Raw genomic sequence first — 14,216 nt, 5'->3', positions numbered from 1 at the left:
CAGATTTTACAGATTAACACAGATTTATTTTTCAAATTTAACTGCCATCCGTGACTCACTGCCATAATCCGTGGATCGTTTTATTTAGCGATGTTTTCCGGCCTATCCCAGCTTCACAGATACATCCGCTTTTAAATAAGAGTTATCTGCGGCAATCTGCGTAATCTGCGGATGGTTCACGTTCCTAGTCGTTTTCCAGGGTGCTTATGTCTCCGATCTCCTCGCCCCACTCCTTGGCCCGCAGCATCCGGCGCATAATCTTTCCGCTCCGGGTCTTGGGCATCGAGGCCATGAACTCTATCTCCTGGGGCATGGCTAAAGGCGACAGCTTCTTGCGGATGAAGTTCATGATGTCCATCTCCAGGTCGCTGTCGGCCTTGAAGCCCGGCTTGAGGGCGATGAAGGCCTTGACCACCTCCATGTTCAGGGGGTCTGGCTTGCCCACCGCGGCCGACTCGGCCACCGCCGGGTGTTCCAGCAATGCGGACTCGATCTCGAACGGCCCCACCAGGTGGCCGGCGGTGTTGATGACATCGTCATCCCGTCCCACGAACCAGTAGTAGCCGTCGGCGTCGATGCTGGAGCGGTCGCCCGAAAGGTACCAGCCGTTCTTGAACTTGCCGTCGTAGGTCTCCTTGTTGTTCCAGTAGGCCCGCATCATGGAGGGCCAGCCGGGCTTGAAGGCTATCAGCCCCACGGTGCCGGGATGGTTCACCGGCTCGAAGGTCTTGGGGTTGACCACGGTGGCGGTGATGCCGGGGAAGGGCTTGCCCATGGAGCCGGGCTTGACCTTCATCCCGGGATAGTTGCAGATCATCATGGCCCCGGTCTCGGTCTGCCAGAAGGTGTCGTAGAACGGCTGGCCGAAGGCCTTCTCCGACCAGATCACGGCCTCGGCGTTCAGCGGCTCGCCCACGCTGCACAGGTGGCGGAGAGTGGAGAGGTTGTGCTTCTTGACCGCCTCCACCCCCTCCTTCATCAGCATCCGGATGGCGGTGGGGGCCGAGTACCACATGGTGACCTTCATCTTCTCGATGAAGGTGTACCAGTTCTGGGCGCTGAAACCGGCGTCCAGCACCACCTGGGTGACCCCGTTGGCCCAGGGCCCGATGATGCCGTAGGAGGTGCCGGTGACCCAGCCGGGATCGGCGGTGCACCAGTAGATGTCCTCCGGTTTCAGATCCAGCACCCACTTGGCGGTGATGTACTGGGCCACCAAAGAATTGTGGACGTGCTGGGCCCCCTTGGGCTTTCCGGTGGTGCCCGAGGTGTAGTGCAGCACCGAGGGGGTCTCGGGCTCAACTTTTACGATGTCGAACTTTTCCACCCGGGGAAGTTTTTCCATGGCAAAGGCGGCCTCCCCGGCGTTCAGCGGCTTGTCGTCGGCGTCCACGATGATGATGGTGGCCAGCTCCGGCAGGTCCTTGCGGATCCGGCGGACCTTGCCCACGTGTTTACGAGTGGTCAGCACCGCCTTGGTCTTGGCGTCGTCCAGCCTGGTGATCAGGGACTCTTCGCCGAAGGCCGAGAACAGCGGCTGGGCTATGGCCCCCATCTTTAAGATGCCCAGGAAGCAGATGTAGAGCTCGGGGATCTTGTCCATGAACAGGCAGACCCGGTCGCCCGGCTTGACCCCCTGGTCCTGCAGGAATTTGGCGGTGGTGTTGCTGTAAGCCCGGATGTCGTCGTAGGTGTATTTCTTGATCTCGCCGGTGAACCCCTCCCAGATCAGGGCCAGCTTTGAGCCAAAACCCTTTTCGCAGATCCGGTCGCTGCAGTAATAACCTATGTTGTACTGCCCGTTCTTTCCGTACTCCAGCTCCTGTTCCGAAAGTTTCCAGTCGAAGCTCTTGTAACGATCCTCGTAGGAACCGATGTTGCTCATGCCGTTTCTCCCAAGTTAATATTTTTATTCCTTTGGATTATTTAGGAAACCTACCACAGAACCACGGAAAGAAAAGAAAAACCGGAAAAATGCAATACATTAAAATGCACCTGCATAATTATTCCGTAAATTCAGTGTTTCCGTGGTAAGAGTCATTTATTGGTTTTAGTTTCAATTATTACATAGGCCGTGGCGTATTCCCGGGTGCTGGAATGGCTGACCATGATGTCCGGGTTTGAACCATCCGGTACAAACCTCATCAGGGGTCCGGTGATGACTGCCCGCATGTCCTTGGAGATCCGTATATCGTGCCAGAAAGACCCCCGGCTCAGGCCGCATCCCAGGGCCTTTAAGACCGACTCCTTGACGGCGAACAGCGAGGCGTAGAACCGGTCCCGGTTTGCCTTGGGTGCGCGGGACAGTTCCTCGGGCAAAAAGACCTGGGCCAGGAATTCCTCCTTGTCCTTAAGCGTTCTGAACCGGTCCACCGCCACGATATCTGCCCCGATGCCGATCACCATCTTGGTTACCAGTAAAAAATTATAGCATCTGTGAATTTCAAAGTCAACTGATGTCACTAGATACTTCCTGCCGTTGGCTGAGCACCGGTGGTTTCGATACACCCCGCCGATGGCTGAGTGATTGGAGGCCATATCGAAGCCCGGCGGGGCACTCAACCACCGGTTCAGTCGAAGCCAGGCAGGAACCAGTTAGGAAACCTTGACAGGGCCCAGCGGCAGCACCACTTTCCCGTGCATCTCGTTGAAGACCTGGGCGGCGGCGGCGTACATGGCCAACAGACCGCAGACGATGCCCTCGTACCCGGCAAAGGTAAGGATGGCGGCATTCCCGGTGGCCTTGCCCGCCGCCAGCAGGAAGAACAGGACCACCAGGGTCCCGAACACCAGCTGCAGGGCCTTGTTCAGCCTGAGGGTGCCGATGAACAATAGGAACGAGAAGAAACCCCAGACCGAGAGATAGCTGGCCATGGAGGCCGCTGACGGGGCCTCGGTCCAGCCCAGCTTGGGCATCACCATCAGGCCCACCAGGGTGATCCAGAAGGCTCCGTAAGAGGTGAAGGCTACCGTGCCGAAAGTGTTGCCCTTCTTCCATTCCATGATGCCGACTATCAGCTGGGTGATGCCGCCGTAGAACAGGCCCATGGCCAGAATGGCGCTGTCCAGGCCGAAGAACCCGGCATTGTGAAGGTTTAGCAATATGGTGGTCATGCCGAAACCCATCAGTCCGAGGGGGGCGGGATTGGCGGTGGTGTCCTGGATCCTGGTGGCGTTGTCCATGCAGCGTCTCCTGAATGATTAGATTAATGGTTATATTTGTTTTGTTTTAATGCCGGGATAATTGAAAGGATATAATTCTTAATGATACCAAAATATCGGCTTTAATGCAATAATATAAGACATTCAAACGCCCCGGAAAGCCGGGGCGTTTGAATGTTCCAACTTCGACCATTTCTATCTTATCAAGAAGAGCTGTTATGATTTCATCCTCTTCTTGTCCGCGTCAAAGCCCTTGGCTTAGTCCTTTGGCTCTAACAGGCGGGTGCTTATTTCACCCCCCAGTCCAAAACAACCTTGCCTGATCTGCCGCTGCCCATGACCTCGAACCCCGATTTGAACTCCTCTATGGGAAAACGGTGGGTGATGACCGGGCTGATATCCAGCCCCGAGCGGATCATAGCGGTCATCTTGTACCAGGTCTCGTACATCTCCCGGCCGTAGATGCCCTTCAGGAACAGGCCTTTGAATATGACCTTGCCCCAGTCGATGGCCTCGTTCTCGCCCATGATCCCCAGCATCGCTATGCGCCCTCCGTTGAGCATGGCATCAAGCATGCTGCGGAAGGCGGCTCCGTTGCCCGACATCTCCAGTCCCACGTCAAATCCCTCGGTCATCCCCAGGTCGCGCATCACCGTCTTCAGGTCTTCCCTGGCCACATTCACGGCCCGGGTGGCCCCCAGCTTCTTGGCCAGGTCCAGGCGGTAATCATTGACGTCTGTGATCACCACATTGCAGGCCCCCACATGCCGGGCGATGGCCACGGCCATGATGCCGATGGGGCCGGCCCCGGTGATCAGCACGTCCTCCCCCACCATGTCGAAGGAGAGCGCGGTATGGGCCGCGTTGCCGTAAGGATCGAAGATCGAGACCACCTCGTCGGGGATGCTGTCCGGCACCGGAAAGACGTTCTCCGCCGGGATGGCCAGATATTCAGCGAACGATCCCGGCCGGTTGACGCCGACGCCGGTGGTGTTGGGGCAGAGATGGCGCTTGCCCGCCCGGCAATTGCGGCAATGGCCGCAAACCAGATGGCCCTCGCCCGTCACCCGCTCGCCCCCCTTGTACCCGGTGACGGCGCTGCCTACTTTTTCAATGACCCCCACGTATTCGTGCCCCACATGCATCGGAACGGGAATGGTCTTCTGGGCCCATGGGTCCCAGTTCCAGATATGCATGTCGGTGCCGCAAATAGCGGATTTGTGAATGCGGATAAGCACATCGTTGGGTCCCATCTCCGGCAGGGGTACGTCCATCATCGTCAGGCCCGGTGCCCGCTCGTTTTTTACCAGGGCGCGCATTTGATCCCTCCTCAAATTTTAAATGATTTTATGATATTGTAAGTAAATGCTTATCCAATCAGCTCAGGACACACGGGGAACAATACTTACCAACCCCGGTTGTCGCGTTAAAAACTTGTGATGAGTTTATCGAATCACGATCAGCGAGCATCGCAGTTGATGGCGGAAAAAGCTTGTCTGCATGTTTGAGGGCTTAGCCAAAACCCGAGTTCAGACAAGCCCGCCGGCAACGAGAAGCGCAGCGCGGGCCCGCTGAAGCCCTGCTTGCCCGCCGAAGCTATACGTAGGCAGGGCGTAAGCGTGGCCCGGAGAGTTTTAAGCGACGAGCTTTTTCCCCGCCACAATGGCATTAATAATGCGGGGCCCGCCAAAGGCGTGGCTTTTTGGTTCTTTTTCTTAGTTGGCGGCACAAAAAAGAAAAAGAATATGTAGGCATTTGTAAGTATTTTCAATTTTTGCCCGGCAGGTTGCGGTCCGGTCAACCCTTATATCCCGGATCCGGCCTAAGAATATCACGATAAATTTGGGATGTCAATGGTAAAATGGAAATGTCCGATTATACTTGACAAGACCTTGTAATTTAGGCTAAAATAATGGTTTACTGTCAAAAATACAATCATTATCACTTAAGGATAGGAGCTTAGTTTAAGGCGATGAGAAAAGCCAATCTTTGGAAAGCCTTGCTTACTGTGGTACTTTTGGCGGCGGCCGTCTGGCAGCTGATCCCCACATTCAAGCTGCAGGGTTTGACCGAGACCCAGAAGGCCGAAATGCCCCGCGAGGAGCTGAACCGGCTTTACACCAAGGCCATCCACCTGGGCCTGGACCTTAAGGGCGGCATGCACCTGGTGATGGAGATCAACCGCAAGGGCCTGGCCAAGGCCATGGGCAAGGAACCGGCCGATGTTACCGAAAAGGAGATGTCCGACGCCACCGACCGGGCGCTGGAGATCATCAACAACCGGGTTGACCAGTTCGGCGTGGCCGAGCCCTCCATTCAGAAACAGGGCAGCGACCGGATAGTGGTCCAGCTGCCGGGGGTGGACAAGGACCGGGCCCGGGGCCTGATCGGGACCACCGCCCTGCTGGAATTCAAGCTGGTCCAGGAGGACAAGGTGACCATGGAGGTGCTGGATAGGATAGACAAGGCCCTGCTGTCCGACAAGACCCGGAAGACCGTCTCCGACAGCGCCATGCTGGGACTTGAGGACAAGCCATTCAGCGCGCTTTTGGCCCCCACCGGCAGCGAACTGATGGTGATGGAGCAGGACAAGCCCCTGGTGGAAAAACTGCTGGCCGATCCCCTGGTGATAGCGGCCATCCCCCCGGACTACCAGTTCCTGTGGGGAGAGAAGAGCAGCGGCGAGAACTTCCGGGGCTATCCGCTATATATGATGAAGAAACAGCCCGAGATCACCGGGGCCTCCCTGGCCGAGGCCAGGATGGGCGTGGGCACGGCCGACAATCCCGGCGGGCTTTATGTGGACTTTGTGCTGGTGCGCCAGGCGGCCACCCTCTTCTCCCGGGTCACCGCGGCCAACGTCAAACGGCGGCTGGCCATCGTGCTGGACGGCGTGGTCAAGTCGGCCCCGGTCATCCAGGAGCGGATCCCCAACGGGCGGGGGCAGATCACCTTGGGCACCTCCTCCAATCCCGACCAGGCCAAAGACCTGGCCATCATCCTGCGGGCCGGCGCCCTGCCAGCCCCGGTGGAGATCATCGAAGAACGTTCGGTGGGCCCGACCCTGGGACTGGATTCCATCTCCAACGGCATGAAGGCCACCCTGATCGGCGGCGCGGCCGTGATCCTGTTCCTGATCGCCTATTACAGCCTGAGCGGGCTGATAGCCGTGATGGCCCTGGGCCTGAATGCAGTGCTACTGCTGGCGGTGATGGCCGCCTTCCGCTTCACCCTGACCCTGCCCGGCATCGCCGGCGTGGCGTTGACCATCGGCATGGCGGTTGACACCTACGTGCTGATATTCGAGCGCATCCGCGAGGAGATCCTGGCCGGTAAAACGGTCCGGGCGGCCATCGAGGCCGGATACGACAAGGCCTTCACCACCATTTTGGATTCCAACGCCACGGTCTTCTTCTCTTCGGTGGCCCTGCTGTGGTTCGGGACCGGTCCGGTCAAAGGATTCGCCGTTTCGCTGATCATCGGCCTGTTGGTGTCTATGTTCACCGCCGTAGTGGTCACCAGATTGATCTTTGACTGGATCACCGTCAGGTGGAACACGTCCAAACTATACATTTAAGGAGACAGCAGCATGATTTCAATTTTCAAAAGCATTCCCAAGTTCGCCTTTATACCCAACCGGTATAAAGCCTATATATTTTCCATCGCCATCACCGTGGTGGCCATAGTTTCGGTGCTGGCCCACGGGGGCCTGAAGCTGGGGGTTGATTTTACAGGAGGAACCCTGCTTCAGGTGCATTTCCAAGCGCCCGTCAATACAGATCAGGTCCGGACCGCTTTATCCGATGCCGGGTTCAGCATCACCGAGATCCAGAAGATCAAGGACACCGACAAGATAAAGAACGCCTTCCTGATCCGGACCGGCCTTCAGAATGACGCAGCGGGAAAGGACCAGTCCATGGGCCAGCAGATGGCCGAGGCTTTGACCCAAAAGCTGCCGCAGAATGCGGTGACCGTCGACAGCGACGAGACCGTGGGGCCCAAGATTGGCAAGGAACTCCAGCTGAAGGCGCTTTGGGCGGTCCTGGTGGGCCTGTTGTTCATCCTGATCTATGTCAACTTCCGGTTCGACTTCCGGTTCGGGGTGGCGGCCATCATCTCCCTGTTCCATGACGTGGCCTGCACCATCGGTTTCATCTCCCTGACCGGCATGGAATTCAACATGCAGTCGATGGCGGTGCTGCTGACCATCCTCGGATATTCCATCAACGATTCCATCGTGGTGGCCGACCGGATCCGGGAGAACGTCAAGAAGCCCCACAAGGAGACCTACGGCGAACTGGTGAACCGGTCCATCAATGAGACCCTGTCCCGGACCCTGGTCACCGCAGTGTCGGTCTTCCTGGTGCTGATCGCCTTGCAGCTTTTCTCGGGACGGGTGCTGTCCGATTTCACCAAGCCCATGCTGTTCGGACTGATCATCGGCACCTACTCTTCCATCTTCATCGTGGCCAGCCTGGTGGTGGACTGGGAAATAAAATCCCCCATCAAGCGCAAGAAATAGTTTTTCATTACATAAAAATCCCGGCATATCATGCCGGGATTTTTATTTGATACGGAGGCGGATTTTAAGTCAAAATTAATCTCAAATATTGTTGACTTTAATCCCCTTTCATAGTATCATAATTGGATATATTTCTAATGTTATAAAACAAAAAACATAATGGAGCGAACTCAAAAATGAAGTGGATATCCGTTTTTTTGGCGCTTAATATCCTGCTTTCACCGCTCACGGCCTCCCTGGCGCTGGCCCAGAGCCAGACCCGGGCCAGCGTGGCGGTGATGGACATGGAACCCAAGGGCGTGCCCGAGAACGAGGTCTCGGCCCTTTCCGACCGGCTGCGCACCGAGCTGTTCCGCACCGGGGCTTTCGACGTGATGGAGCGGGGCAAGATGCAGGACGTGTTAAAGGAACAGGGCTTTCAGCAGAGCGGCGCCTGCAACACCGATGCCTGCGCAGTGGAGATCGGCCAGCTGATCGGGGTACAGAAGATCATCGGCGGCTCTTTGGGCAAGGTGGGGAAGACCTATACGGTAAACCTGCGGATGATAGACGTCAAGACCGGCCGGATAGAACGCAGCGTCACCGAGGACTACACCGGCGAGATCGACAAGCTTTTGACCAGCACCATGAAGACCGTAGCCTATACCCTGGCTAACTCGGTGGCCACTGACCAGAAGGCCCAGAAATCCGATAACAAACAGGATCAGAAGGCCGGGAAAAAGCCGGTGGCCCAGGCTATGCCCGAACCGGCCTCCAGCGGAAAACCGATCTACAAAAAATGGTGGTTCTGGGGAGGCATCGGACTGCTGGGCGCCGGCGGTGCGGCCGCGGCCCTGGCCGGCGGATCATCCACCACACCAACTACCGAGGAACCCCCGGTTGACAACACCATTCCAATCCCCCCAGCCAGGCCATAAGGAGAGACAAAGATGAAGAAAATATTTATAACGATCGCATTGCTCAGCCTGTTCGCCGGGACCTCCCTGGCCGGATACTGGCAAATGGAAAGTCATCTCCCCCAAGGACCGATTGACGACATGGCGGTAACCGGCCTGCAGTTGGCCGGCGGCACCATGATAGCCGTGATAGGGGGAAACAGCGGCGGCAGCGCCATCAACGGGGTTTATTATTATGAGATCGGAAACCAGAACTGGCACGACGGGGCCTGGGGGATTCCCCAATATCCGCATCCGGTTTACGGCCTGGCGGCCGTGACCATCTCCAACGGGACCAACGATACTATATACCCCTGCGGCGGTTATCTTCAGGATCTGAGCGCTTACGGCGACAGCGTCTATTACCCCATCTGGATGTCCGGCTGGTATCCGGTGCCCGGGCTGGTGATGCAGACCCCCCGGATGAACCACGGACTGGTGGTGATAGATCATGATCTTTACGCGGTGGGCGGAACCCGTTTTGGCGGTGCGGTAGACTCAACCGTAGAGATTCTCCGCCTGAACGGCGGCACGGTCTCAGCCGCCACCCCCATGCCCCAGAGCCGCACCGAGGCGGTGGTGGTCAAGGCTTTGGGCTCGGACGGCGAAAACCACATCTACGTCATAGGCGGCCGGACCAACAGCGGAGCACTGCTAAACTCGGTGATCCAATACGACACTTCATTTTCCGGCGGATCATGGAGCGGTAAGACCTCCATGCCAGGACCGGGCCGCTGGATGGCCACCGGAGCCGTGCTGAACAACAAGATCTACGTGATGGGAGGGACCATCGACCTGTCCGGCAATGTCACCCGCCGGGTTGACATCTACGATCCCCAGACTGACACCTGGGCCCCGGGCGACTCCCTGCCCCTGAGCATCATCCGGGCGGGCGCTTACGGGGTGAACAATGTCATCTACTTCTTCGGGGGATTCGATAAAGGCATGAACGCCCAGTGCGACAGCGTTTGGCAGTATCATCCTCTGGCCCCCAACTTTCCGCCGCTGATAAGGCCCCTTAACAACGCCCTGATCAACAATCAAAGTCCCGTTTTTTATTGGGGAGAGGTGCCCGCCGCCGATGGATACAGGATTCAGGTCTCCTCGGATCCCACATTTATGACGATTGATATCGCCGACTATACATCCTATTCCGGCACGGACACTTCCCTGGGCGGCGTCACTCTTTCTCCGGCAGGCGATTTTTACTGGCGGGTGAAAACTTATGACTGGGCAGTCCCCGATAGCTCCTCCTGGTCCCCGGTGCGGAGGCTGACCCTGGACCTGACCCCGCCATCCACCCCCTACCCGGCCACCCCATCTGACGGCTGGCACACCAATAATCCCAGCGTTAATTTCTCATGGTCTGTCGTAACCGATGCCAAGTGGTACCGGTTCCAGGTAGACACCCTCAGCGACTATTCATTCAGCAACTTGATAATCAATGATTCCACCCTGACGTCAGCTGGCACAACTATAGACCTAAGCGCCTATGGCTATACCAATGCCCGTTTCTTCTGGAGGGTCGAGGCCATAGACTCCGCCGGCAACGTGTCCGGGTATCACAGCTATCCCAGCTTCACCCTGGACATGGCCGCGCCTTCACTGGTGCAAACTTACCCTTTCAACGGCAACACAGACATAGACCCCAATGCCGATATCATTCTAGGGTTTTCGGAGACTATTAACCCCGGCACTTTCTCCTTTAGCTGCAACCCTGATCCCGGTAGCTGGTTTTACAACTGGAGCGCCAGCGGTGACACGGTGATCATTAGTCATGCTGCTTTCCCCTCTAACAGCACCATAACCGCAACCATCAATACTGCCCAGGACCTGGCCGGCAACAACTTTGCGCTGAATGGGCACGTCAATCCCTGGTATTTTACCACCAAGGTTGATGACACCACCCCGCCCAGCATCTCAGTGCCCAATACCAACTACGGAGCGCTGTACGCCGGATCGGGACTCACTTTCACCGTCAATATCACCGACAACGCCGCAATGGGCCAGGTGACCCTGTACTGGGGCCCGGCAGGCTATAGCGGTTACACCGGCAACAGCGTGATGAGTTATAATAGCGGTAACGCCAACTACGAATGTCCCATCCCTGGCACATCTGTACTCCCCCGCGGCCTGCAGTACCAGATCGTGGCCAGCGACTCCGCCGGAAATTACAGCTATTACCCGGCCATGGGTGACTATTACATCCACTCTGTCCATTTCCAGACAGGCACCACCCCGATCGGCACAGCCGTGCCCAACGACCAGTGGCACATGATATCCATCCCCGCCGACGCCAGGGGGACCAATATCTACGGCCAGCTGGAAAACGAACTGGGCTACTATGACCAGACCAAATGGCGCCTGTTCATCTGGGGTAGCGGAAACTACGGCGAAATAACAAATTTTGGCAGCGGGAACATCTACAAGCTGGGACAGGCTTACTGGCTTCGGCACAGGCTGGGCGGCACAGCCAATATAAATTTTGAAGGACCGGACAGCAGTTACGGCAATTTTAACCAGTCCAAACCCTGCAGCCTGATCCTGGAACCTGGCTGGGCCGACATCGGCAGCCCCTTCATGTTCAATATCGACTGGATGAATGTGACGATACCAGGCATGGTGGCAGGGCCTTATTACTACGACGGGACCAAGTGGCTGTATCCTTCGGAGGTGTTCGCCAACAACCTTGATTTTACACCCGGCAGGGGCTTTAGTTTCCGCAATGACAATGGCTTTGGAACCGATCTGGTGATCTATCCCAACGGAGTAAATAAATCAGGTAAGGCCCCGGTCAACAAGCAACCTAACGGCTGGCAGGCCCTGGTGACTGTGGAAAATGGAAACGGTTCGGACAACAATCACTTTGGGCTCAGCTCCGATGCTTCGCTTCAACGAGATCAGTACGATTACCCCGAACCGCCCTCCGGGTTGACCGGGACCTCCGGTTACTTCCGGCTGGTAGAAGATCAGTTCTGCACCGATATCCGCCCGGAACTGGGCGACGGCCAGACCTGGGACTTTGCAGTTGAATGCAACGGCCAGACCAAATTGACCATCACCCTGCCGGTGGAATTCCCGGCCGGAACGGAGTGTTACCTGGCCGACCTTAGCCGCCAGGTTTCGGTGAACATCAAAGACAACAACACTTATAGCTTTACTCCTGAACCCGGTGAAACGGTCAGGGAATTCAAGATCGTCGCGGGCCAAACCGATTATGCCAAGGACGTGCTGGGAAGCTCCTTCGCTTTACCTTCCGTAACCTTGCTGGCGCAGAACAGGCCCAACCCGCTAAGAGACAATACCTCCATCAGCTATCAGCTGTCGGCTGACGGACCGGTGAAACTGGCGATATACAACGTGGCCGGACAGCTGGTGAAGACAATAGTGAACCGTCCCCAGATGGCAGGCCGCTACACCGTTTCCTGGAACGGGCGGGATGAATCCGGACGGCAGGCCGCCACCGGCGTTTACTTCTACCGGTTGACCGTCAATGGAACCTCGGCATCCCGGACCATGAACCTGATCAAATAACATTTACCTTGGGACAGCAAAAAAAGCCCCGCTTACAGCGGGGCTTTTTTGTTCACCATTCAAAACCATATTATCTGACGATCAGCATCTTACCGGTTGCTTTGAACTCACCCGCTACCAGGCGGTAGAGATACACTCCGGATGACACTTTTGATCTGTTAGCATCACAGCCATCCCATTTTATACTATGGCTCCCTTGCGGCCGTATGCCCAGATCTATCCTCCGGACCGGTTGCCCCAGGATATTGTATATGCCCAATGAAACCCTGGATGCTTTAGGCAATCGGTAGGAAATAATTGTTTCATTGTTGACAGGATTGGGAGCGTTGGGATACAATTGGAACCCCATATATATATTATTGTCCGGAGGAAGTTGCTCCACCCCGGTGTAGTTCAAAGCCGCCACCCCGTCGGGTATGCCCCAGCCTATGCGGTAAGCATCCAACATATCTAGTACGGTGCCGGTGCTGTCGATATAATAACGGTGTCCTGAGGTCATGGCGGCAAAATTGCTTTGACCGGTACCGATGCTTTCGGGGTGCGCCAGGTAAGTTTCCACGGTATAGCGGTTGCTACCGCTGTATTTTATGGCATCCATCACCTGCTTGGGACCCCAGGTTGGATGAGCCTCCAGCAGCAGGGCGCACAGACCAGCGGTCAGAGCAGTAGCCCCAGACGTCCCGGTTCCATTGAGTATCTGGCTGTAACTGACAGTGTCCATATTGTTGGCAAATGCGTTTAGCCAGGCGGAGGCTATGTCCGGCTTGATCCTTCTGATCCATGCTGAATCGCTTCCGCCAAAACGTTTTATCTTGATGCTGTCCGCCGTGGGACCGGTGGCAGTTCCACCGCCGGCCGCAGGACTAGCCCACAATTGTGTAGTGGGCCAAACCCCTCCCACCGAAATAACGTTTTTAGCATCGGCCGGGGCCACGATGCAGGTGTCGGGCCTGGTGTTGCTACTGACGTTACCATTGGCATTCAGTACAACTATTCCGCGGGAAACAGCACTGTCAGCGGCTTGGCTGCAAAATGCCACCTCGCCGTTCATCTGGCTGTAAGTATAGGAAGCCCTGAACGTGGTATCCCCCCACTGCCGATAGGCCAAGGAACTGGTAGCAATATCCACACCCATACTATCGCCCCACTGCAAAGCCGCCACCCACCAATCCTCTTCCTGGTAAATATCCGTATAAGTCCCATTATAGGAGAATAACTTTTCGGTTTTGGCCAGCACAAAATCGGCATTGTAGGCGCTGCCGATCAGGGTACCAGGCATGTTTGCCCCGACAATGGAAAGCATGGCTGTACCATGCTGGGTCTGTTGTCTGGTGGTATCCTGAATATACTCAAATGAGGTAATGCTGTCTGGCCGCCAAACTAAAGTATCTTCATCTCCATATTGATCCCGGGGATGCACAATTCTTTGAAAATCCCGCTCGGCTAATACGCTGACACTCAAAAGGGCCTGATGCAACCTGTCAAAACCGGTATCGATGATCAAAATACGGATACCTGCTCCGGTGTAACCCAGATCGTGAAGCTCGTTGATGCGAAGCAGTTTTATTTGGGTGCCGGCATAGCCGTAATCCAGGGCTGAAACTGCTTTGGGTTTTGTCTCGGCTTCTGTGACTTCCGGCGACGGAGCAGTGAAAACCGAAACCAGGTCAATCCTTTCTACGCAATCCAATGCTGCAACCTTATCCAATTGCTGTTTGGTGAACTGCCCGCTCACCGAATTCAGCCAGGAACTGACAACCCTGATCTTTCCTCCGCTTTCCTTAACCATTCTGAGGTAATCGGCATTTACCGGCAGATCGCCGTAGCTTAAAGATCTTCCTGCCTTGGCCCTTCTTTTTTCGGCGGCGGAAGAGAGAACCGGGAATCTTTTCTCTCCGCCTTTATCCTTGAATTTTATCCAGCAAACAAGCTGTTCCCCGGCAGCGCTTCGGATATACGACTGCCACAGACGGCCGGAAACCTTTCGTTCGATTTCAAAAGCTCCGGTGCAGATTGAAGAGGTGATAATAAGGCCCAGCGTGGCATATAATATTTTTTTCATT

General features: G+C 56.1%; 9 protein-coding genes. 4 read left to right on the top strand and 5 right to left on the bottom strand.

The genetic code is table 11. The annotated features are described in order from the left end of the window. Positions 1-184: 184 nt before the first annotated feature. The 4 genes from acsA to tdh form a co-directional block, all read right to left on the bottom strand. Positions 185-1,885, bottom strand: a complete 1,701-nt coding sequence (acsA, locus tag HZA73_07790; protein ID MBI5805932.1) for an acetate--CoA ligase — start codon at positions 1,883-1,885, stop codon at positions 185-187. 152 nt (positions 1,886-2,037) lie between these two features. After that, a complete protein-coding gene (locus HZA73_07785) occupies positions 2,038-2,538 on the bottom strand; it encodes a holo-ACP synthase (GenBank protein ID MBI5805931.1) in 501 nt (166 codons plus the stop codon). A 57-nt stretch (positions 2,539-2,595) separates the two neighbouring features. After that, positions 2,596-3,183, bottom strand: coding sequence for an acetate uptake transporter (locus tag HZA73_07780; GenBank protein ID MBI5805930.1), 588 nt, complete (start codon positions 3,181-3,183; stop codon positions 2,596-2,598). Positions 3,184-3,449: 266 nt separating this feature from the next. Further along, positions 3,450-4,481, bottom strand: coding sequence for an L-threonine 3-dehydrogenase (gene tdh, locus HZA73_07775; GenBank protein MBI5805929.1), 1,032 nt, complete (start codon positions 4,479-4,481; stop codon positions 3,450-3,452). Between the two features lie 653 nt (positions 4,482-5,134). Between tdh and secD the strand changes: the two genes are divergently transcribed. The 4 genes from secD to HZA73_07755 all read left to right on the top strand — a co-directional run bounded on the left by secD (position 5,135) and on the right by HZA73_07755 (position 12,153). Continuing rightward, positions 5,135-6,739: a protein translocase subunit SecD gene (gene secD / locus HZA73_07770; protein MBI5805928.1), complete on the top strand. Its 1,605-nt coding sequence runs from the start codon at positions 5,135-5,137 to the stop codon at positions 6,737-6,739. A gap of 12 nt (positions 6,740-6,751) precedes the next feature. Then, on the top strand, positions 6,752-7,684 hold the full coding sequence (gene secF / locus HZA73_07765; GenBank protein MBI5805927.1) for a protein translocase subunit SecF: 933 nt from the start codon (positions 6,752-6,754) through the stop codon (positions 7,682-7,684). A 176-nt stretch (positions 7,685-7,860) separates the two neighbouring features. After that, the gene (locus HZA73_07760; protein ID MBI5805926.1) at positions 7,861-8,601 is read left to right on the top strand and encodes a hypothetical protein; all 741 of its coding nucleotides are present in this window, start codon (positions 7,861-7,863) and stop codon (positions 8,599-8,601) included. Between the two features lie 12 nt (positions 8,602-8,613). Continuing rightward, a complete protein-coding gene (locus tag HZA73_07755; protein ID MBI5805925.1) occupies positions 8,614-12,153 on the top strand; it encodes an Ig-like domain-containing protein in 3,540 nt (1,179 codons plus the stop codon). A 70-nt stretch (positions 12,154-12,223) separates the two neighbouring features. Here HZA73_07755 and HZA73_07750 read toward each other — a convergent pair whose 3' ends face one another. Further along, a complete protein-coding gene (locus tag HZA73_07750; protein ID MBI5805924.1) occupies positions 12,224-14,215 on the bottom strand; it encodes a S8 family serine peptidase in 1,992 nt (663 codons plus the stop codon). Between the last annotated feature and the right edge of the window lies 1 nt (position 14,216).

The sequence above is a fragment of the candidate division TA06 bacterium genome, from assembly GCA_016235665.1.
Lineage (GTDB): Bacteria > Edwardsbacteria > AC1 > AC1 > EtOH8 > UBA5202.
Note: the sequence above shows the minus strand (reverse complement) of the source record. Positions and strands in the feature narration are given on the sequence as shown.

Excerpts from the sequence above, each read along its gene's own strand:
- acsA (MBI5805932.1), bottom strand. The coding sequence starts at position 1,885 with ATGAGCAACATCGGTTCCTACGAGGATCGTTACAAGAGCTTCGACTGG.
- HZA73_07785 (MBI5805931.1), bottom strand. The coding sequence starts at position 2,538 with ATGGCCTCCAATCACTCAGCCATCGGCGGGGTGTATCGAAACCACCGG.
- HZA73_07780 (MBI5805930.1), bottom strand. The coding sequence starts at position 3,183 with ATGGACAACGCCACCAGGATCCAGGACACCACCGCCAATCCCGCCCCC.
- tdh (MBI5805929.1), bottom strand. The coding sequence starts at position 4,481 with ATGCGCGCCCTGGTAAAAAACGAGCGGGCACCGGGCCTGACGATGATG.
- secD (MBI5805928.1), top strand. The coding sequence starts at position 5,135 with ATGAGAAAAGCCAATCTTTGGAAAGCCTTGCTTACTGTGGTACTTTTG.
- secF (MBI5805927.1), top strand. The coding sequence starts at position 6,752 with ATGATTTCAATTTTCAAAAGCATTCCCAAGTTCGCCTTTATACCCAAC.
- HZA73_07760 (MBI5805926.1), top strand. The coding sequence starts at position 7,861 with ATGAAGTGGATATCCGTTTTTTTGGCGCTTAATATCCTGCTTTCACCG.
- HZA73_07755 (MBI5805925.1), top strand. The coding sequence starts at position 8,614 with ATGAAGAAAATATTTATAACGATCGCATTGCTCAGCCTGTTCGCCGGG.
- HZA73_07750 (MBI5805924.1), bottom strand. The coding sequence starts at position 14,215 with ATGAAAAAAATATTATATGCCACGCTGGGCCTTATTATCACCTCTTCA.